Origin of the sequence: Acidimicrobium ferrooxidans DSM 10331 (assembly GCF_000023265.1) — a bacterium.
GTDB lineage: Bacteria > Actinomycetota > Acidimicrobiia > Acidimicrobiales > Acidimicrobiaceae > Acidimicrobium > Acidimicrobium ferrooxidans.
In genome coordinates this window covers 503,384-523,872 of sequence record NC_013124.1, presented here as the reverse complement: position 1 = coordinate 523,872, position 20,489 = coordinate 503,384, and the positions used below count along the sequence as shown (strand labels likewise).

The following is a 20,489-nucleotide window of genomic DNA, read 5'->3' as shown; positions in this document are numbered from 1 at the left end:
TGCGAGCACGCAGTCGGTGGGTCGCCTCGATCGCGGCGGCGACCAGTTTGGCGACAGCCTTAGTGGGCTGGAGCACCCTCGGCACAGGAGCCCCAGCAGCCGCGACGAGCGGCATGCGGAGCCCGATCCAGCACGTCGTCGAGATCATGCTGGAGAACCATACGTTCGACAACCTGTTCGGGTCGTTCCCTGGCGCGAACGGGATCCCGGCAGGAACCGAGTTCCCGAATCCGTCGACGAACTACGCAGCCGCACCCGTCGCGCCGATCCCGGCTCCCGCCAACGTCGGTGACACGGTGGACCTCAACCACAACCGCGCTGCCGAGATCGAGGCGATGGACTACCGCCCCGCACTGCTGGCGGGCGGGACGGGCTACTTCACCTCCGCGACGCCGTCGAACGCGTACCTGACCGGCAAGCCGGGGTGGAAGATGAACTACTACACCACGCTGCCGACGAACGGCCTTGCGTCCATCACGACCTTCGGCAAGAGCGTCGAGCCGAACCTCTGGGACCTAGCCCAGCACTTCGTGCTCGCCGACAACAACTTCCAGCCCGCGATCGGCCCGACCCAGCCCAATCGGATCTACGCCGTGGCGGGCACCGCAGACGCGTGGCTGTCGGATTCCCCGCCGAGCTCTGGGTCCTTCCCGATCCGCACCGTCTTCGACCAGCTCACCCAGCACGGGCTGAGTTGGGGCATCTTCCAGGGCGACTACAACGGCCCACCCCCAACCCAAGAGGGGAACGGCTTCGTCACCCACTGGAACCCAGCCTGGTACACGCCGGTGCTCCAGGACAAGCACCTCTGGAACGACGTCGCGAACACGAGCCAGTTCGTGGCCGACGTCCAGAACAACCAACTGCCGAACTTCTCCTTCGTCGTTCCGACCTGGCTCTACAGCGAGCATCCGCCCACGGACATCCAGCTCGGTGACGCATGGGTCGGACAGCTCGTGTCGATGATCGAGCACTCGCCCGAGTGGAAGAGCACCGCCATCTTCATCACCTACGACGAGGGCGGTGGCTTCTGGGATCACGTGGCCCCGCCGATCGCGCAGCGTTTCGGCTACGGCACCCGCACCCCCATGGTGGTCATCTCGCCGTGGGTGCGACCCGGAGTCTTCTCGAAGCAGACGACCGACATGGGGATCCTTGCCCTCATGGATCGCCTCTGGGGGATGCACCCGCTCACCAAGCTGGTGGCCCGCCAGAACGACCTGCTCGGCATGTTCGACTTCCACCAAGCGCCGATCGCTCCCGTATCGCTACCCGACGTGCCGAGCGACACGATCCAGGTCGCCGATCCTGCCGAGAATCTCGCAGCGACGCCCGGAACGCCGCTCGTCGTGAACGTCGAGGCGAAGACTGCTGGCCTCACGACGGATACATCCGTCTCGGGCACGGTGAACCTCACGGTGGTCGGTCCGTCGGGGGCTCCGTCTGCCACGTACCCCGCATCAGTCGATCTCGTCGACGGCACGGCCCAGGCGACCCTCACGTTCCCGACGGCCGGCTACTGGCGCGTCATCGCGACAGGACCGAACGGGGCTCAGGGCTGGTCGACGTTCGACGTCAACGTCAACGACGACACGACTCCGTAGCCGACACAACCTTCACTCCCACCCAGACCACGTCGGCCCCGGCTGTGCCGGGGCCGACGGCCGTTACGGTGCTTGCAGCCAAGTTCGCTGTGGAGCTCATGCGGGTCCATGCTCCGCGTGTACCGTGCGCACGTCAGAGGAGTTGGCACGGAGCACGAGGGATACAACCTTGCTCCTGGCGCGAGGTCCATGTGGCTCGGCCAAACCGCGTTCGCACCCTGGACGAGCGGCAGCGACGCTACGCTGGCATCCCGGGCCGCTGGCCCTCACCCAAGGCCTCCGCTAAGCTTCGCCGAGGATCGACATGAGATCGAGCCATGGCCTCGGTGCTCGCACCAGCATGCTTGTGTGCCAGGAGACTGTGGCCTTCCCCCCTCCAGGTTGACACCTGCTATAGGAGGAAGGGATGAGCCAGACACCGAACCCACCACCGGGCGACGGCCCCGCTGGACGACGACGCGGCCGCTACCCGAGCCAGTTCCGCAAGGACGCGGCAGCGTTGGTTCTCGACCAGCGCCGCACCATCGCTGACGTCGCCCGTGAGCTTGGCATCAACGAGCAGACCCTTGGTAACTGGGTCCGTCAGGAACGCATCGACCGAGGTGAGCGAGAGGGCCTGACGAGCGCCGAGCGCGAGGAGCTGACACGGCTGCGCCGCCAGGTCAAGCAGCTCACCGTGGAACGCGAGCTGCTCAAGCGAGCGATGGCCTTCTGGGTGAAGGAGGGGGGACAGTGAGCCGCTACCACTGGATCTCCCGCCAGGAGGCCAAGGGCTTCTCTGTAGCGGCAGCAGCACGAGTCATCGGGGTCTCTCGCCAGGCCTACTACGCCTGGCGACACCGTCGGGACCGAGGCGAGGATCCCGAGCACCTGGTGCTCGCGAGCGAGCTTCGCGCCATCTGGCACGAGAGCGACGGCACCTACGGCAGCCCCCGCATCACCCACGAGCTGCGACGGCGCGGGTTCTGCGTGAACCACAAGCGGGTGGAACGCCTGATGCGCGAGCTCGAGATGGCAGCGGGCCCACGCCGGCGCTTCGTAGTCACGACGAGGCGGGGAGAGGACGCAGCGCTCCCGGACCTCGTCCGTCAGGACTTCGCTCCTGGTGAGCCGAAGCGCAGGTATGTGAGCGACATCACCTACGTCCGCACCGATGAGGGGTTCTGCTATCTCGCCACGGTGGCAGATCTTGGCTCGAGGCGCATCGTGGGCTGGTCACTTGGGCGTCACATGCCCGATGACCTGGTGGTCGAGGCGATCCGCGAAGCACTCGGGACTCGGGGCAGCCTGGCTGGGGCGATCTTTCACAGCGATCGCGGCAGCCAGTACCTCTCCCGGAAGGTACGGAGCCTGCTCGCGACCCTTGGCATTCGCCAGTCGGTGGGGAGGGTCGCGACCTGCTACGACAACGCCGTGGCCGAGTCCTTCTTCGGGAGCTTGAAGCGCGAGCTGGTGGCTCGCTACCGCTTCGCGAACCTCTCAGGGGCTCGCTCTGCCATCGCTAGCTGGATTCACCGTTACAACACGGTCCGCCTGCACTCAAGCCTCGGGTACCTACCGCCCGTCGAGTACGAGCTCTCCTGGGCCTGCCGGGAGGTGGCCGTGGCCTAAATTCAGACTGTCAAGCAAATGGGGGGAAGCCCACTGTAGTGGAGAATGGTTCGCATCAACTTGTGACCCTGACGTCGGAGCTCTAGAGGACGGCAATGGACGTCTTCGACCTTCGAGACACCGTCGTTCGCGAGTTCAGATCATTCGTCGAGAGCTTCGTTGATATTCGCGATGAGCGAATCCGTTCCAGGGTGCAAGAAGCCCTCAGCGAGGGAACGCTTTGGCCGGAACCTTGGCTGAGTCTCAACCCAATGTTCGAGTACGGCGGCAGCATCGATGAGCTGGTCGCTTCGGGGCTCCTCCATTCGACCGAGGTGAGCGAGAAGGCCTGACCAGCGCCGAGCGCGAGGAGCTGACCCGGCTGCGTCGGCAGGTCAAGCAGCTCACCATGGAACGTGAGCTGCTCAAGCGAGCGATGGCCTTCTGGGTGAAGGAGGGGGGACAGTGAGCCGCTACCACTGGATCTCCCGCCAGGAGGCCTGGGCTTCCCCCCATTTGCTTGACAGTCTGAATTTAGGCCACGGCCGCCTCCTCGCGGGCCCAGGTGAGCTCGTACTCGATTGGCGGTCGGTACCCGAGGCTCGAGTGCAGCCGGACGGTGTTGTAGCAGTGGATCCAGGCTGTGATGGCGACGCGGGCCTCGGCGAGGTTCACGCAGCGGTAGCGAGCCACCAGCTCGCGCTTCAAACTTCCGAAGAAGGCCTCGGCGACGGCGTTGTCGTAGCAAGTAGCCACCCTGCCCACCGACTGGCGAACGCCGAGGGTCGCGAGCAGGCTCCGAACCTTCCGGGAGAGCTACTGTCCGGGTTCAACCGGTCGTTGCAACACCCCCGGTGACGGAGGAGCACGTGCAACGAAACAGGAACCAGGCTCCTCCGGGAGCGAGGCGACAGTGGGCGGCCGATCGTGCCCTGCGGCCGCCGATGCGCTCCCCAGGGCGGCCAGACCCACCACGGGTGCTCCAGCGGGCCTTCTGGCAGCTCATCGCCACGGGGATCTCGACCGCGGACGCCTGCGAGCGCGTGGGCGTGTCGGTGGCGGTCGGTGCGCGCTGGTTCAGCCATGCTGGTGGGGTGCCACCATGCACGCTGGGCGAGCCCTCGGGCCGCTCCCTCTCGCTCTCAGCGAGCGCGAGGAGATCGCGCTCGCACGAGCGAAAAGGGGCTGGGGTCGAAGCGTCGCTCGTCAGCTCGGGCGTCACCCCTCGACCATCTCGCGTGAGCTCCGTCGCAACGCAGCCACGAGGGGTGGCACGCTCGAGTACCGGGCGGTCGTTGCCCAGTGGAAGGCGCAAGCTCGCCGCCAAGCGCCCGAAGGTGGCCAAGCTCGTTCGCAACGAGGAGCTCCGTGCCTACGTGGAGGATCGCCTCGCTGGTCGCATCGCCCATCCCGATGGCACGACCGCAGACGGTCCCACCGTCAGGTTCACGGGTCGTCGCCACGGCCGCAGTCAGGATCGCAGGTGGGCACGGGCCTGGAGCCCCGACGAGATCGCCAAGCGCCTCCCGATCGACTTCCCGAACGATACGATGATGCGTATCAGTCACGAGGCCATCTACCAGGCACTCTTCGTCCAGGGGCGCGGGGTGCTCAGGCGCGAACTCGTGACCTGCCTTGAGGACCGGACGAGCCCTTCGGGTCCCACGAGCACGGGCTCACGGACGAGGCCAGGGCTTCATCACCCCGGAGGTGCTGATCTCGCAGCGGCCCGCCGAGGCCGAGGACCGTGCGGTGCCCGGGCACTGGGAGGGAGACCTCATCATCGGGCTGCACCGTTCGGCGATCGGCACGCGCCTCGAGCGCACCACCCGCTCCGTGATGCTGCTCCACCTACCGCCCATGGAGGGCCACGACGGTGAGGCGCGCGCGAAGCACGGACCACCCCTTGCCGGCCACGGTGCCGAGGCAGTCCGCACTGCGATCGCTGCCAAGATCACCACCCTCCCCGAGCACCTGCGCCGATCGCTCACGTGGGATCGCGGCACGGAGATGGCCCAGCACGTCCAGCTGCGCATCGACACGGGACTCGCCATCTACTTCGCCGACCCTCACTCGCCATGGATGCGCGGGACGAACGAGAACACCAACGGACTCCTGCGCCAGTACTTCCCGAAGGGCACCGACCTGTCCCGCTGGAGTGAGCACGACCTCGACGCGGTCGCCTTCGCGCTCGGGCCAGCGGCCTCGCAAGACACTCGGCTGGCGGACCCCAGCAGAAGCGCTGGAGGCACTCCTAGGCTCAGATGGAGCAACAGGTGTTGCGACGACCGGTTGAATCCGGACAGTACCTCTCCCGGAAGGTTCGGAGCCTGCTCGCGACCCTCGGCGTTCGCCAGTCGGTGGGCAGGGTGACTACTTGCTACGACAACGCCGTGGCCGAGTCCTTCTTCGGGAGTTTGAAGCGCGAGCTGGTGGCTCGCTACCGCTTCGCGAACCTCGCCGAGGCCCGCTCAGCCATCGCAGCCTGGATCCATCGCTACAACACCGTCCGGCTGCACTCGAGCCTCGGGTACCGACCGCCAATCGAGTACGAGCTCACCTGGGCCCGGGAGGAGGCGGCCGTGGCCTAAATTCAGACTGTCAAGCAAATGGGGGGAAGCCCACTTGGCGTCGCGCGTCGCTCTGCGATCCGAGCACGCACCCGAAGCTGGCAACCAGCTCCGCGACCTGATCGTCACCTTGGCCGATGAGCAGCGTGAGGAACTCACGAGGCTTCGTCGTGCTCGCCAGGTGGAGCGTGTGGCAGCCTGGGGCGACGCTGTGGGCACTTGCGACTGGTGCCGCAACGACGCTGGCGCTCGTGACGCTGGCGAGGCGCCACCAGGCCCTGGAGCGAGAGATCGCCGAGCTGGACCACGCGATCGCTCGCCTGTGCTCGGAGGTGAACCCTGCACTCGTCGCAGCTCCGGGTGTCGGGCCCGAGGTCGCCTCAGCCCTCGTCGTGGCAGCGGGCGACAACCCCGAGCGCCTCCGGAGCGAGGCCTCCTTCGCTGCGCTCGCCGGGGTGAGCCCCATCGCAGCTTCCTCGGGCAAGGTCGTACGACATCGCCTGAACCGGGGTGGCAACCGTGAGGCGAACAACGCGCTCTGGCGCATCGCGATGGTCCGCCTCGCCCACCGTCACGGCCCGACCATGCGCTACCTCGAGCGGCGACGCCAGGAAGGCAAGAGTGATCGAGAGATCATGCGCTGCCTGAAGCGCTCCATCGCCCGGGAGATCTTTGGCCTCCTCACGAACCCCGCGCCCGTCATCACCGGCACGGAACTTCGCGAGCTACGGCACTCCCTTGGGCGTCGTGCTCCAAGCGGCTGCAGCTGCCCTGTCAACGACCGTGGGGCGCCTATCGCGGCTCGAGGGCGGCCTCACGCGTCACGACGAGTTGGCCATCCAGTATCGCCAGTGGCTCGAAGGGCTGAGCGCGCTCGCCACTTGACAGACATAGGAGCATCCTGCCCTTCAGCATCGGGCTGCCCCCTTCTTGATTCTCGAGGGCAACCTACTCTGGAGGGTGGGTCACTATCGTTCCGGTGTTCTAGGGTCAGTTAACGCCCGGTGCCTACACACGCGCTGGCCGCTGCGCCACGAGCGACCGCGCGACTTCGAGGAGGCTCGGTTCACTTCGTCTCACTTGCGCGGGCACAAGCGACCACCGTACACTCAAGGGCAGGTCAATGCAGACCGTGCGGCGTGTTGTGGTGGGGTACACATGCGTGACGATCCGTCGGTCTCGAGAGGTAGGCGGGGCGCGAAGCTCGCCTCTCGCATGCTGGCCATCCAGGCCGGGATCATTCTGGTGAGCGTCATTGCAGCGATCGCGTGGGTGACGCTCGAGGTCCCGACTGGGCTCGGATCCGACACACATCAGGCGCTCCTTGCGGCACAGAGCGTCGCTGCGAACCCAGATATCGCCACCCTCGAGTCCGGAACGGAGAACCGACAAGCCCTCCTCACACAGTCGCGCAGGGCCATTGGCGCGCTCGCCGTGGCAGTCGTGAATCGCCATGGTCTCGTCGAGGCGGGGAGTGGATCACTCACTCGTGGTCAGCTCGTCGCCGAGCTCGACGGACGAAACGTCTGGAGTGGCGTCCTCAACGGCGGTTCCGGACCCGTCGCTGCGCGAGCCCCGATCTCGCACTCGGCTGGTCTCGGAGTCGTCGTCGAGTTCTCGGCGCCTAACCCACTTGCCCTCATCACCGGATCCGCAGTGCGTGCGCTCGAAGCGCTCACCGTGGCACTGGCCATCGGTGCAGCAGGATCGTGGCTGGCGAGCCGATGGCTTCGCGATCGCACCTTTGGCCTCGAGCTCGACGAGCTGACCAAACTCATCCAGGAACAGGACGCGATTTTCCACGGCATCCGGGAGGCGGTTGCGGGGATCGATCCCGAGGGAAGGTTCCAGTTCGCCAACGAGGAGGCCCGCCGCCTCCTACACCTTCCAGTAAGGTTCCTCGAGCGCCCTGTCGGCGTGCTGGTGCCAGATGGTCGACTCCAAGGCATTCTGACGGGCGAGGTCGTGGGCAAGGACCTGCTCGTCGTCCACGAGGATCGAATCCTGATCGCCAATCGTCGAGCCGTCGAGGTGCAAGGGCGCCTACTCGGCTATGTCGTCACGCTCGTGGACCGCACCGAGTCCGAGGCACTGCTGCGCGAGCTCGACGGCATGCTCGGACTCACCGACGCGCTTCGAGCACAGGCGCACGACTTCTCCAACCGGATCCACACCGTCGTCGGCCTCATCGAACTGGGAGAGACCGATGAGGCCATCCGATTCGCCACCGACATCGCACTTCGTGACACCGCGCTCATGGATCGCCTGGCCCGCGAGGTGGGCAATCCCGTCATCGTGGCGCTCCTGTTGGCGAAGAGTGCAGTGGCTGCCGAGCGTCACGTCGAGCTACGCCTCGGACCTTCCGACCGCGTGCCGCCCGAGTGCATGCCCGCGAGCGATCTCGTCACACTGCTCGGCAACCTGATCGACAATGCGATCGATGCAGCTGCAGATACTCCCAACGCCTGGATCGAGGCGAGCTTTCTCGCCATGGGAGATGCGCTCACCATGATCGTCGCCGACTCAGGTCCAAGGGTCCCAGCCCACATCGCCTCAGAGATCTTTCTCGACGGCTTCAGCACCAAGCTCACGCGCAGTGGGACACGCCGGGGGCTTGGCCTCGCCCTCGTACGGCTGAGGTGCCCCAGATTTCGTAGACACCCAGGTTACTTCACGCGAGCCTCCTCCGCGACGAGGTGCTCGAAGACGACTGGGGCAAGGTAGCCGATCTTCGAGCAGCTGCGCTGGTGGTTGTAGAACTGGATGTAGCTCTGTATGCCGCGGCGCAGCTCGGCGAGGTCGCCAAAGGCGTGGCGGTAGAAGAACTCGTGTTTGAAGATCGACCAGAAGGACTCCGCGCTCGCGTGGTCGTAGCAGGTGCCGGTTCGCCCCATGGAGCGCGTGATCCCGTGTCGGGCACAGAAGGCCACAACTCGATGGTCGCTGAACTGACTCCCTCGGTCGGTGTGCCAGATGACCCCCTGCGCGTGGGACCCACGCACCGCGACGGCCTGGCCGAGGGCCTCGAGCACGAGCGTGGTCTCCATGCGCTCCGCGACGCTCCATCCGAGCACCCGCCGCGAGTGCTCGTCGCGCACCACACACAGGTATGCCATCGCGCCGGCGAGAGCGAGGTAGGTGATGTCCGAGGTCCAGAGGGCGTGCAGGCGCCCCGGGTCGAACTTCCTGGCAACGAGGTCTGGTGGGTAGATCGCCTTCGGATCGGCGTGGGTGGTCGCTGGGCGGAACCTCCTGGGGCTGATACCGGCGATGCCGCGCCTGGCCATCGCTGCTGCCACCGTGTTGTGGCTCGTCACCACGCCAGCGGCGAGGAGTGCCGCCGTGATCCGTCGTGCGCCGTAGGTGCCAGAGGATGCCTGGTGGACCGCGACCACTCGGTTCTCGAGGTCGCGTCTTGCACATGCCCGACGCGACGGTGCTACCTGGGTGCGTCGCCATCGGTAGTAGCCAGCCCGGGAGACCTCGAGTAAGCGTGCCATCCGTTTGATCTCGAAGCGAGCGTACTCCGCCTCCATCAGCGCGAATCTCTCTTGCTTGGTGGCTTCGCGGCGAAGTACGCGGCTGCTTTTCCCAGGAACTCGTTGTCCTTGCGCAGCTCCTCGAGCTCCCTGCGCAGCCTGATGAGCTCGGTGCGCTCCTGCGCCGTGAGGGGCGGGCTGCCAGTGGCGTTTGCTGCTTCGATCCGCCTGCGCTCCTCCCGCACCCATCGATAGAGGTTGTGCTCCCCGATCGCGAGCTCACGGGCCACCTCTGGGACGCTCCGGCCGCTGTCGATGACCCGGTGGGCCGCCTCGGTCCGGTACTCCAGGGTGAACTTCCTTCTCGACGTCCCCATCGACCTCCCCTTCCCTCTGCCATGGTACGTGTGACTTACGACGTGTCAACGGAATCTGGGGCGGCTCAGGCAACTCGTGGAGCGCTATGGAGGGTCGATCGAGGTGCTGCGAGAGGTTGGCGCAGTGTTTGTCGTTCGATTGCCTGGGATCCTGCGTCAACACATCCCAGCCTTCTCTGACACGCAGCACTCATGAGGTATCGAATCCTCGTGGTGGACGACGACTTCCGGGTCGCCGCGCTGCACAGGGCCTTTGTCGAGCGTGTATCGGGCTTCGAGGTCGTGGCAGAGTCCCACACCGGAGCGCACGCGCTGGCTGCCGCCGAGGAGCACCATCCAGACCTCGTGTTGCTCGATCTCTATCTCCCCGATGTCTCGGGGCTCGAAGTGCTCAAGGCACTCGGGCGCATCGCAGGGCGACCCATCGACGTCATGGTGATTACCGCCGCACGAGATGTTGCGAGTGTCGCCGAGTCTGTGCGCTCAGGAGCCCTCTACTACCTGGTGAAGCCCTTCGCACCCTCGATCCTGATGGAGCGCCTCGAGGCTTATGCCGCCATGCGGAAGAAGCTCGACGCCCTTGAGGAGGCCAGTCAGGACAAGGTGGACGAGATCTATACCACGCTGCGAACGAGCGTCGAACGTTCGCTGCCCAAGGGGCAATCGCGTGAGACGCTCGGGGTCATCGTCGAGACGCTGCGCGGCGCGACGGAGGAGCTCTCGGCCGAGGAAGTCGCAGCCCGCTCCGGAGTCTCTCGGGCCACCGCGCAACGCTACCTCTCACACCTCGCGCGCATGGGACGGATCGAGCTCGTGCTCCGCTACGGAATCGGGCGACCTGAGCATCGCTACCGATGGCCTCGTTAGCACCCGCACCGGCTCGCCACGTCAGGGTCGGTTGGACTCGAGTCCCAACCGAAACACGAGGTTGCATCACCATCGCCACCAACCTCATCCACGTAATCGCACGAGCGACGAGCCCATGGCGAGCGACGAGCGGAACCGGCAAGACGAGGCTCTCCCGGGTTCGGTCGTCGCAGCTCACCAGGTCTCTCAGCCAGTGCAGACCGACTTCAGGCAGGGCACGATGCTGGCCCTGCATGCTTCGGTCTGCGGGGAAGACCAATCACCTCGGCCCGCAGCTCCGGACGGCCCTCTCCTGCTCGGCCGGTGGCAGGCTTTGGGATGGGATCGGACACCGTCGCACGCCGATCCTCGGCCACTCCCCCCTGGGCAACGCACCGGTCCATCGCAAGTCGCTGTCCGCCCTCGCGCAGGCCCGATCTCGGCGATCACGGCCGCGGTTCGCTGAGTGGTAGGTCCGCGGCTCAACCTCATGCCGACGATGGGCGTTGCTGGTCGACACAACACCCGAAGAGCGCGAACACGTTACCGTACCTTCTTCCGCGCGCTCGACATCGGCGCAGTGTCGAGCTGCCGTCTCGCTTCCCCAAGACGACCGTGGCCCCGGAGACGACGCGCTGTGTGCTCCTCGGCGCACGACGACCGCACGCGTCGGGGCCACCTCATGCCTCGTGATCGCCAGCGTCGGCGACGATCGGTCGCTCCAGGTCTACGGCGACGTCTTCTGCAACGCGGTGGCCTTGCGAGCCTTGATGCGGTCGGCCTCACCCAACAGGGCAGCACTCGAGACGCGCGACCTCCGGCTGCACAGAGCGACGAGGACCCTAGCGGGCACGACCGCGCGCCGTCTTGACCACGCTCACGCGGCAACGCCACTCGCTGACGCGGAAGGACCCGCGACCCGTTTGGCGGACCGAAGCTCTCCCCCTCGCTTCGAGAGGCTGTCACGCTCGGCAAAGGCCCGAGTACAGGGGTGCTGAACAGCATCGGCCAACGACTTGACGCCCCGATCGCTGGCCTGCCCGAGCCCACGAATGCAGAGCAGCATCTCGTCCTTCGGGTTCGCTCGAGAACCCTTGGTCCGGGCATATCGGGTATGGCTCTGGTCCCGTGCCGACTTGGCATGCGCTCGGGCGTCATGGTGGCCGGGGTCTCAATCGTCAACCACCCTCTCCGTGCAGCGACACGACCAGCGACGTGGCCTCACGTACGACTGCAACAGAGGGTGGTCCGGCTGGCAAGCACCGGCTCGTTCACGTCGCGCTCGCGAACGACCTCCTGATCGTGCGGTGCCGATCGAGGACCTGGGCCGAAGCGACGCGATGGAATTGTCCGGTCCGGTGGGGCGCCTCGCCGGCACTTGGCGGGCCGTCACCAGGGGCGAGTCAGCATGCACTGTTCATGTCCCTCCCCCAGCACGCGTCGCCACGGCACGGACACGGTCGCTGCGTGGACCCGCGAGCTCCCAGGGGTGAGGCGCGGTGAGCGAAACGAGCCAAAGTGCACGATTCGCACGAAACTGCATCTTGGTGGCCAAACTCCCGCACGCGGTGCAAGCGGCACTAAGACGAGAGGCCAACGAGAGGGGGGAGAATGAGCCTGTTCTTACTGACCCTGGGCTTTGGGATCGTGACTTCGGCGGTGCTGGCGCTCGCTGCGGTAGGCCTCAGCTTGCAGTTCGGAGTCACGAACTACGTCAACTTTGCCTACGGAGCCTATCTCGCAGTGGGAATGTTCGTGACCTACACTGCGTCGGTCGGCCTGCACTTGCCCTTCTGGCTCGGCGGCTTGGTCGGGGTGATCGCCAGTGGGCTTGCGGCTGTGGCGGTCGATGTCGCCGTGCTCGAGCCTTTCGTCCGTCGAGGCACGAGTGGCTTCTTCCTCTTGATCGTGACGTTCGGCCTCTCGCTCATCCTACTGAACCTGGTGCAGGCAATCTGGGGGGTTGGGTTCGATCGCTACCCCATCGCAGCAGGCAATCCCCTGCACCTCGGTCCTTTCAGCTTGACCGCCGCCCAGATCGGGGTCGTCATCGTCGCCGCCGTGGTGATGGTCGGGGTCCACCTGCTGCTGACGCGCACGCGACTCGGCATGGCGATGCGGGCGATGTCGGACAACGCGCCGCTCGCCGCCGCGAGCGGCATTGACACGCGCCGCACCACACGCTGGACATGGTTCCTGAGTGGTGCGCTCGCAGGACTGGGGGGCATCACGCTCGCACTCAACACGGTCGAGTTTCAAGCCTTCACCGGCAACACCTTCCTGTTCGTGATCTTCGCCGCGGTCATCCTCGGCGGTATCGGCAAGATCTACGGCGCCATGGTGGGCGCACTCGTGATCGGGCTCGCCATCAGCCTCTCGACGCTCGTGATCTCTGCTGCCTACAGCCTGGACGTCGCCTTCTTGGTGCTGGTCTTGACACTGCTCATTCGGCCGCAGGGGATCTTCGCGACCGCTGGAAAGGCTTAGGAGGCACATCATGGGCGTCATCGTGGGGTATGCGGCCACTCTCGGGGTGTACTTCTGTATCTACAACATCTTCGCGCTCGGCTTGAACATTCAGTTCGGCTACGCAGGGATCCTGAACTTCACCGTCATCACCTTCATGGCGATCGGCGGTTACATGGCGGGGGTCGCGTCGCTGACCCACGAGGTGCCGAGCTCGGGGATCTACTACATCCTTGGCCTTGGGCTCCCATGGCCAATCTCGATGCTGATCGGGGCGGCGTCAGCGGGATTGCTTGGCTACCTGATCGGGCTTGTGGCGCTCCGGCGGCTGCGCAGCGACTACCTCGCAATCGTCACGCTCGCCGCCGGCTCGATCATCTATGGGCTCGTTGGGAACAACACCAAGATCTTTGATGGGTTCGAGGGACTGGTCGGGGTGCCGCAACCCTTCAACGGCGTGCTCCAGCTCGGACCGAACTCCTATTCCCTGGTCTTTCTCGCCTTCTCGGCTGTGGTCATGGCTATCTGCTGGCTGCTTGCCAATCGCCTCTATCGATCGCCGCTCGGTCGCACGATGCGGGCCATCCGCGAGGACCTCGACGTAGCCGAGGCCTTCGGCAAGCACACCTACCGAGTGCGCATGATCGCGATGGTGCTGGGGTGCGTCTTCGTCGGGATCGGGGGCGTCCTCACCATCTGGTACGTGACGGCGCTGGCCCCGGCAGGCTGGGGCACGAGTGAGACCTTCGTCATCTGGGCCGCCCTGATCGTTGGAGGTCGTGGCAACAACACTGGTGCGGTCGTGGGATCGTTCCTGGTTGCGGTGCTCTTCAATGAGGCCACTCGATTCTTGCCAGCGATCTCCTCGATGCCGAACCTGATCCCAGAGATCCGCAACATGTGCATCGGTGCACTCGTCATCCTCGTCTTGTGGTTCCGTCCGCAAGGCGTTGTCCCAGAGCGCAAAGCGCGCTTCCCGGAGCCAGTCAAGCTCGTAGGTCTGCCCGATCCGATTCCCGTGGCTGGAGGTGCCGTCGATGTCGACGACTGACCCGATCCTGGTGGTCGACGGTGTGGTCCGCGCCTTTGGGGGTGTCCATGCGGTCGATGGCTGCAGCTTCACCGTTGCGGACGGATCGATCACCGGCTTGATCGGCCCGAACGGGGCAGGCAAGTCGACGATGGTCAACCTCATCGCAGGAGCGCTGCGCCCCGACGCCGGCACGATCAACTTCGACGGGCACGACATCACTGGACTCGCGCCCCACAAGGTTGCCGAGCTCGGTCTCATCCGAACCTTCCAGATCTCACGGGAGTATCCGGCGATGACCGTGATGGAAAACCTCATGGTGTCCCCGCTCCGTCAGGTGGGCGAGGGTCTCATGACCGCGCTCTTCGCACCTCGGCGCTATCGACAGCAGGAGCTGGAGCTGGTTGCACGCGCCCGAGGGATCCTCGCGGCCTTCGGGTTGGAGCACATGCGCGATGAGTACGCTGGCAGCCTCTCTGGTGGCCAGAAGCGTCTGCTCGAGCTGGCTCGTGCCGTCATGGCCGAGCCGAAGATGCTGATCTTGGATGAGCCCATGGCGGGGATCAACCCCGCGCTGGTCGACCGCATCTGCGAACACATCAACGAGATCCGCTCTTCGCTGGGCGTGACCTTTCTCATCGTCGAACACAACCTCGATGTGGTTGAGCGGATCACCGACCACGTCGTGGTGATGGCAGCTGGCTGCGCACTCGCAACCGGGACCATGGCCGAGCTGCGCGAGAACGAGGCCGTCGTGAATGCGTACTTGACGGGAGGAGCCAGCGATGCACGTGCTGCGCGTTGAGGGACTTACCGCTGGCTACGGCAAGGCGCCGATCGTCGACGGGATTAGCTTCCACGCGTCGGTCTCCCAGGTCGTCACCCTGATCGGCCCCAACGGGGCAGGCAAGTCGACGGCGCTGAAGGCCACCTTCGGACTGATTCCGCGCATGGCCGGCAAGGTGTATCTCGACGAAACCGACATCACGGATCTCAGTGCCCATCACGCTGCCCGAGCTGGCATGGCGTATGTCCCTCAGGTGGACAACGTCTTTGCCTCGATGAGCGTCGAGGAAAACCTCGAGCTCGGAGGATTCGTCGAGCGAGGTTCGCTCGACGCCCGCAAGGAGCTGGTCTTCGAGATCTTCCCCGCCTTGGCGCTGGCCCGCAAGCGCAAGGCGGGTCTGCTGTCCGGTGGCCAGCGCAACATGCTCGGCATGGGCCGTGCGCTCATGAGCAACCCGAAGGTGGTGCTCCTGGACGAGCCCACTGCCGGTCTCTCACCGGCGAACGTGGACGTTGTCTGGTCGCAGATCGCCCAGGTGGCCGCCCTCGGGACGACCGTGGTCGTCGTGGAGCAGAACGTCGAGCGGGCGCTTGCCTCTGCGGACTGGGTCTACATCCTCGTCGCCGGACGCAATCTTCGTGACGGGGCGCCGGCAGAGCTCGCAAAGCTCGACATGGCAGCAATCTTCCTCGGCCAATCGGGGGGGGCGGAGGAGGCGGCGGTCGCCTCTTCCTGGGATCGTGATTCCCAAGATCACGAGTGACAACGAAGGGGGAAGGATAGATGCAACGGAACCGACAGGGGACTCGCCGGTGGCGGACCCGTGGCATGGCGGCGGGGCTTGCTGCGCTCGGATCTCTGGCGCTCGCAGCATGCGGGTCGAGCTCGTCGGCCAGCTCGGCGAGCTCCTCTGGCAAGCTGACCGGACCGATTCAAGCCGGCATCCTTCTGCCGATGAGCGGCAAGGAGGCGTTCGTCGGACAATGGTTCGACCACGGCGTGCTCGCGGGCATCTACGCGGTCAACCACGGTGGCGGCGTACTCGGCGCGAAGATCACCTCACAGCTCGAGGACACTGCGGGGGACCCTGTGGACGCAGTCACGGCGCTCCGGACGTTGCTGCTCAAGAAGCCGGTCGTGGTCTTTGGACCGTCCTCGCTCGAGATCGAGGGCGTGATCCGGGACTTCGGTCCTGACCACGTGGTCGATCTCATGGAAGGCGGCACGACGCAGCTCGACTACATGCGCTACCCATACGTCTATCGAGTGTTCCCGTCAGACTCTGAGCTCCTGTCGGGCGAGGCCTACTACGCCTACACGGCCAAGCACTGCACCCAGGCGGCAGAAGTGTACGACTCCGGGCCGAACGCGCAAGCCGAGGTTGGACCAGTGACCCGTGCGTACGAGAAGCTCGGTGGCAAGATCGTCGCTTCCGAGACGATCGTGGCGGGCCAGAGCTCCTACCTGTCGGTCGTGGCCAAGATGTTCTCAGGTGCACAGCCGGGATGCGTGTTCTTCCACATGGATCCGCAGACAGCGAGCACCTTCTTCGCCAACGTCAAACAGCTGGGGCATCTCAACATCCCCTACATCACGGGCGACACGGGTGCGTCACTGCAGATGGCTCAGGCGATGGGACTCTCCAATGCGTCTCGATGGCTGACCGGCATGGCGGCGCCTCCGGGATACGCCCAGTCGAACAAGGCCTTCCTGTCGGCCTACGAGGCGGTGTGGCACACCAACCAGCCCCTGCCGGCCTCCCCGGCAATGTACGACGCGGTGATTATCGCGGCACTCGCCATGGATGCAGCCCACTCGTCCAATCCCACGGTGTGGCGGCCCTACATCACCAAGGTCTCGAACCCTCCTGGGATCAAGTGCTACAGCTACACCAGCTGCGCAACACTCCTCAAAGAGGGCAAGAAGATCAACTACGAGGGCGCGAGTGGCAACGAGAACTTCAACCAGTACCACAACGTCTTCTCCTCCTTCGAGGTGGTGCAGTTCACCCCGAGCGGCAACTTGAAGACGGTGTATCTGGAGCCGGCCTCAACCCTCGCACGGCTGTACTAGACCACTGATCCCCCACTCCACACCGCCCAGGCACACCGTGCCTGGGCGGTGTTCTCGGTCCCTGCATTCGACCGAGGTGCAGTCGACAGTTCCCTCCCTGCTGACGTGATGCCCCATCCCTCGCACACAGCCGAGTACGTTGGCACGAGAGTGTCGTGGGAGCGGACTGAACCACCTGTACGTATCGTCCTTGGCTGGCCTCGGGCCTGCTGGCAGGATCGATCAATGTCGTCGTCTGGTTCCCGGTGAGACGCATGAACCGAGTGACCCCGTCGGGGTGCAATGCCTGGGACCTGTCCGCCTGGGGACCGATGCCGCCAGTGATCCCGGCCCGCTGCGGTGGCTTGATCGCAAGCACGTCCACCGATGAGGGCGTGTCGTGGATGTGGCTCATGACAGGCTTGTCTTCTTGCGACCCCAACCGGGACCGATGCCGGCTGCGACACCTTCTGGCGAGTCGCCAAGAGCATCGCCTGTCTGCTATGACCATGTGTGTGGCACAGGTCTCTCGATTCGCGGTGGGAGCAGATGCTCATGCGGCCAGCCACTCCTCGGCGGCGTCGCCGCGTGGACGCGCGCGCTCCTGGGCTTGCTCACGTCGATCGATGCGTTCCCGGCCCACCCGAGTTGCCAAAGTCGCGTCGCTCGCGCCGAGGTCACAGCCGACGCCAACACACCTGCGCCGCTGGTCGAGCACCAGCGAGGGTACGTTCGTCGGACCTGCCTTAAGGTGGCGTCCTCGTCGGCGCCGCGCGGCAGAGACGCGACGGGCGAGCTCGGCGTCATGTCAATTCTCTCCTCCGGTAGCAGGCGTCACACTGGCTGGGAGAAGGCCCGTCGCATCGCGCACCCGGCGATCAGTCCGATCCATGATCGGCATCCTTGCGATCCAGGCCACCACCCCAATCGATCACGCTCGTACGACGCAGATCGTTACCGATTCCCTGGCTTCAGCACCATCAACCAGAACGCGATGACGTAGCAGACCACGATGAGCTGCTGCGCACGCAGCATCCGTCGAGCTGGTCTGCGCAGCGCCTCGGGTACGGCCGACGTCGCAGCGAGCAAGCGCCCGAGTTCTCGCTGGGCCGGCCACGCCACCGCGAGCACGAGCGCGACACTCACACACCACGCACCGAACGCGACGAGGAACCACGCCGTGCCAAGGGCCTCTGGATCGACGAGTGCCACGAGCAGCGCCCCGAGGATCGGAACCCAGAGCATGGCGAGCTGCGATGGCGCGACGCTCCCGTCGAGAAACCGCCGCCCCTCCGTCCGACCGCGCAGGACCTCGCTTGCGTCCCAGCCGGCCAGCGCATTGGTACCATAGCCCACGATCCCGACGCCGACATGGGCAAGGATGAGCACCGTCGCGATCGGACCCGTGGCCGACAGAAGACCGATCACCCGGCGGCCCCGAGGAGCTCCGCGATACGCGCGAGCGCCATCGCCGCCGCGACGACGTCGTCGTCGGTCGTCTCCGGCGCGACGCTCAGCCGTACGACCGATCGCGCCTCGGGCTCGTCCCACCCCATCGCCAGCAGCGAGGGGGATGGCTCGGGAGCACCCGCTCGACAGGCCGCCCCCACCGACACGCACACGCCTTCGGTGTCGAGGAGCACCGCGAGTTCCTCCGAGCGAGCCCCAGGGACGGCCACCAGGCTGATCCCGACACGCGCAGCACCCGCGCCTGCCACCTTGGCAGCGGGAACCGCCTCCACGAGCGCTTGCTCGAGCCGTTCACGTCGCGCGACGATGGCCTCGCGCCGTGACGCGCCCTGGGCAGCCGCAAGGCTGAGGGCGCGTGCCGCACCCCCCGCCAGCCACACCGCTTGTGTCCCACCGCGCAGGCCGCGCTCCTGGCCCACGTAGCGACGCCGCGGCGCGAGCGGCGTTCCCTCCCGCACCACGAGGACTCCGACCCCCGTCGGACCGCCGAGCTTGTGCGGCGCGACCACCGCGACGTCGACGACCTCCAGCATCCGACGAGCCGGAGAGCCCGCGTCGAGCCCGAGCGGTGCGAGCGCCACGAGGTCGCTCACGACGACCGCCTTCGCAGCGACGCTGCGTGCGATGTGGGCGAGCCGACCGACAGGCTGAATGACGCCGGTCTCGCTCGCAGCCCCGGTCACGACGAGCGCTCCGAGCCGTGGGCCGAGGTCGCGGAGGATCTCGCGCGCCGACCCGATGGCCACTCGCCCCTCGCCGTCGAGGGGAAGCTCGACGATGGGCCGCCCCGCGAGCGCATCGAGCACGGCGGGGTGCTCGATCGGACTCGTGGCCACGACGACGTCGGGCGCGAGGTCGAGATCGCCGATCCCGATGTCGAGCGCCTCGGTCGCCGAACCCGTGAAGACGACCTCACGAGACGAGACGCCGAGCGCGTCGGCCGCCTCGACCCGTGCCCGCTCGAGAATGGCCTTCGCGGCCCTCCCGCAGGCGTGTGCGGCCGCAGGGTTGCCCTCGACGCGGAGCAGCTCAACCATGAGCGCCCTGACCTCGGGCGCGATCCGCGTGGTCGCGGCGTGGTCGAGGTAGACCGCCATGGGAGCGAGTCTACGAGGCGACACCCAACCACGACGAGCGCCAGCGACCGGCGGGCCCGCCCGAGCAACCGCCGACGCGCTACGCTGGGGGCGATAAGTCCGTTCTCAGCAGAGGGAGCCCATGGCCACGCATCAGCTGCGCCTCGATCCACTCACCGGTCGCTGGGTCGTCGTCGCAGAGCAGCGTCGCTGGCGTCCAAAGGCCCTCGCCCTCTCCGACGAGCACGGCCCTGAGGACGACTCGCGTCCTTGCCCCTTCTGCCCGGGCAACGAGGAAGACACCCCTCCCGCCCTCGAGACCTACGGGCCGAGCGGCTCGTGGAGCGTACGGGTCGTCCCGAACCTCTATCCCGCCTTCGAGGGTGACGAGCCCATGGTCTCGACGACCCACGGACCGGTCTTCACGAGCGCACCCGCGAGCGGCATTCACGAGGTCCTCGTGCTCACCCCCGACCACGACGCGAGCTGGGCAGCGCTCGACGACGAGCAGACGCACGTGGTCATGTCGGCCATCCGAGATCGGATCGAGGCGCACTCACACTCGGCTGCCATCCGCTACTCCCAGGTGATCGTCAACCAAGGGCGTGACGCCGGCGCCTCCATGGCCCACCCCCACGCACAGCTCCTCGGCATCTCCTTCGTCCCACGCGAGCTCTCCGACGAGCAGGCGGGTTTTGCGCGCTTCGTCGGGGGATGTCTGCTCTGCAACACGGTGGCACTCGAAGAGAGCATCGGTGAGCGCCTCGTGCTCGGAACCGAACACGCGGTCGTGATCGCGCCCTACTGGTCGGCGACGCCGTTCGAGCTGCTCATCGTGCCCCGTCACCACGGAGCCCACCTCCACCTCGCTGCCCAGGAGACCTTGTTCGCCGTCGGCGAGATGGTCCGCGACGGCCTCGCACGCCTCCGGACGCGCCTTGGGCCCGTCGCCTACAACGTGGTGTTCCACTCATCGCCCTATCGCGCCTTCGGGCAGTTCCACTGGCACGCCCACGTCTATCCGAAGCTCACCACCCGTGCAGGCTTCGAGCTCGGCACCGGCGTGCCCATCAACGTCGTCGCTCCCGAGGTCGCGACCGACGTGCTGGTGGGCGACGCGCCCCGAGAAGCCGCGAGCTAGC

General features: G+C 66.2%; 19 protein-coding genes and 1 pseudogene. 15 read left to right on the top strand and 5 right to left on the bottom strand.

Annotated features, from left to right (window positions below; all coding sequences use genetic code 11):
- The first annotated feature begins 113 nt into the window (after window positions 1–113).
- From AFER_RS02660 to AFER_RS02645, 4 genes are all read left to right on the top strand, one after another.
- The gene (locus tag AFER_RS02660; protein ID WP_171788936.1) at window positions 114–1,604 is read left to right on the top strand and encodes a phospholipase C; all 1,491 of its coding nucleotides are present in this window, start codon (window positions 114–116) and stop codon (window positions 1,602–1,604) included.
- A 406-nt stretch (window positions 1,605–2,010) separates the two neighbouring features.
- A complete protein-coding gene (locus AFER_RS02655; RefSeq protein ID WP_015797627.1) occupies window positions 2,011–2,340 on the top strand; it encodes a transposase in 330 nt (109 codons plus the stop codon).
- Window positions 2,337–3,215 (top strand): IS3 family transposase, encoded by an 879-nt coding sequence (locus AFER_RS02650; RefSeq protein ID WP_015797628.1) that lies wholly within the window; start codon window positions 2,337–2,339, stop codon window positions 3,213–3,215. Before AFER_RS02655 ends, AFER_RS02650 begins: the two co-directional genes overlap by 4 nt.
- 95 nt (window positions 3,216–3,310) lie before the next feature.
- Window positions 3,311–3,547, top strand: a complete 237-nt coding sequence (locus tag AFER_RS02645) for a hypothetical protein (protein WP_041661636.1) — start codon at window positions 3,311–3,313, stop codon at window positions 3,545–3,547.
- A gap of 181 nt (window positions 3,548–3,728) precedes the next feature.
- On the opposite strand, the gene AFER_RS02640 is transcribed toward AFER_RS02645, so the two are convergent.
- Complete coding sequence (locus AFER_RS02640; protein WP_083769175.1) at window positions 3,729–3,989, bottom strand: integrase core domain-containing protein; 261 nt, start codon at window positions 3,987–3,989, stop codon at window positions 3,729–3,731.
- Between the two features lie 149 nt (window positions 3,990–4,138).
- On the opposite strand from AFER_RS02640, the pseudogene AFER_RS02635 reads away from it, so the two are divergent.
- The 4 genes and pseudogenes from AFER_RS02635 to AFER_RS02620 all read left to right on the top strand — a co-directional run bounded on the left by AFER_RS02635 (window position 4,139) and on the right by AFER_RS02620 (window position 8,488).
- Window positions 4,139–5,490, top strand: a pseudogene (locus AFER_RS02635) (IS30 family transposase).
- Complete coding sequence (locus AFER_RS02630; RefSeq protein WP_083769173.1) at window positions 5,459–5,785, top strand: integrase core domain-containing protein; 327 nt, start codon at window positions 5,459–5,461, stop codon at window positions 5,783–5,785. Before AFER_RS02635 ends, AFER_RS02630 begins: the two are co-directional and overlap by 32 nt.
- Window positions 5,786–5,901: 116 nt before the next feature.
- Window positions 5,902–6,762 carry a transposase gene (locus tag AFER_RS12845; protein WP_083769171.1) on the top strand — a complete coding sequence of 287 codons (861 nt, stop codon included), beginning with the start codon at window positions 5,902–5,904 and terminating at the stop codon, window positions 6,760–6,762.
- Window positions 6,763–6,979: 217 nt separating this feature from the next.
- Window positions 6,980–8,488, top strand: a complete 1,509-nt coding sequence (locus AFER_RS02620) for a sensor histidine kinase (RefSeq protein WP_049755233.1) — start codon at window positions 6,980–6,982, stop codon at window positions 8,486–8,488.
- Here the strand turns inward: AFER_RS02620 and AFER_RS02615 are convergent.
- Window positions 8,431–9,300: an IS3 family transposase gene (locus AFER_RS02615; protein ID WP_012784158.1), complete on the bottom strand. Its 870-nt coding sequence runs from the start codon at window positions 9,298–9,300 to the stop codon at window positions 8,431–8,433. The genes AFER_RS02620 and AFER_RS02615 overlap by 58 nt on opposite strands.
- Window positions 9,300–9,620 carry a transposase gene (locus AFER_RS02610; RefSeq protein WP_012784157.1) on the bottom strand — a complete coding sequence of 107 codons (321 nt, stop codon included), beginning with the start codon at window positions 9,618–9,620 and terminating at the stop codon, window positions 9,300–9,302. Before AFER_RS02610 ends, AFER_RS02615 begins: the two co-directional genes overlap by 1 nt.
- A gap of 192 nt (window positions 9,621–9,812) precedes the next feature.
- Between AFER_RS02610 and AFER_RS02605 the strand changes: the two genes are divergently transcribed.
- The 6 genes from AFER_RS02605 (at window position 9,813) to AFER_RS02580 (ending at window position 16,822) form a co-directional block, all read left to right on the top strand.
- Window positions 9,813–10,487, top strand: coding sequence for a response regulator transcription factor (locus AFER_RS02605; RefSeq protein WP_015797974.1), 675 nt, complete (start codon window positions 9,813–9,815; stop codon window positions 10,485–10,487).
- A 1,590-nt stretch (window positions 10,488–12,077) separates the two neighbouring features.
- Window positions 12,078–12,953, top strand: coding sequence for a branched-chain amino acid ABC transporter permease (locus tag AFER_RS02600; protein WP_015797973.1), 876 nt, complete (start codon window positions 12,078–12,080; stop codon window positions 12,951–12,953).
- A 10-nt stretch (window positions 12,954–12,963) separates the two neighbouring features.
- Window positions 12,964–13,983: a branched-chain amino acid ABC transporter permease gene (locus AFER_RS02595; RefSeq protein ID WP_015797972.1), complete on the top strand. Its 1,020-nt coding sequence runs from the start codon at window positions 12,964–12,966 to the stop codon at window positions 13,981–13,983.
- Window positions 13,970–14,767 carry an ABC transporter ATP-binding protein gene (locus AFER_RS02590; RefSeq protein ID WP_015797971.1) on the top strand — a complete coding sequence of 266 codons (798 nt, stop codon included), beginning with the start codon at window positions 13,970–13,972 and terminating at the stop codon, window positions 14,765–14,767. The genes AFER_RS02595 and AFER_RS02590 overlap by 14 nt, the downstream gene beginning before the upstream one ends.
- Window positions 14,748–15,512: an ABC transporter ATP-binding protein gene (locus tag AFER_RS02585; protein ID WP_015797970.1), complete on the top strand. Its 765-nt coding sequence runs from the start codon at window positions 14,748–14,750 to the stop codon at window positions 15,510–15,512. The genes AFER_RS02590 and AFER_RS02585 overlap by 20 nt, the downstream gene beginning before the upstream one ends.
- 20 nt (window positions 15,513–15,532) lie before the next feature.
- On the top strand, window positions 15,533–16,822 hold the full coding sequence (locus tag AFER_RS02580) for an ABC transporter substrate-binding protein (protein ID WP_015797969.1): 1,290 nt from the start codon (window positions 15,533–15,535) through the stop codon (window positions 16,820–16,822).
- A 933-nt stretch (window positions 16,823–17,755) separates the two neighbouring features.
- Here AFER_RS02580 and AFER_RS02575 read toward each other — a convergent pair.
- Complete coding sequence (locus tag AFER_RS02575; protein WP_015797967.1) at window positions 17,756–18,229, bottom strand: DUF2269 family protein; 474 nt, start codon at window positions 18,227–18,229, stop codon at window positions 17,756–17,758.
- Complete coding sequence (locus tag AFER_RS10790) at window positions 18,226–19,368, bottom strand: cysteine desulfurase family protein (RefSeq protein WP_015797966.1); 1,143 nt, start codon at window positions 19,366–19,368, stop codon at window positions 18,226–18,228. Before AFER_RS10790 ends, AFER_RS02575 begins: the two co-directional genes overlap by 4 nt.
- A gap of 121 nt (window positions 19,369–19,489) precedes the next feature.
- Between AFER_RS10790 and galT the strand changes: the two genes are divergently transcribed.
- Window positions 19,490–20,488: a galactose-1-phosphate uridylyltransferase gene (galT, locus tag AFER_RS02565; protein ID WP_015797965.1), complete on the top strand. Its 999-nt coding sequence runs from the start codon at window positions 19,490–19,492 to the stop codon at window positions 20,486–20,488.
- The last annotated feature ends 1 nt before the right edge of the window (window position 20,489 follow it).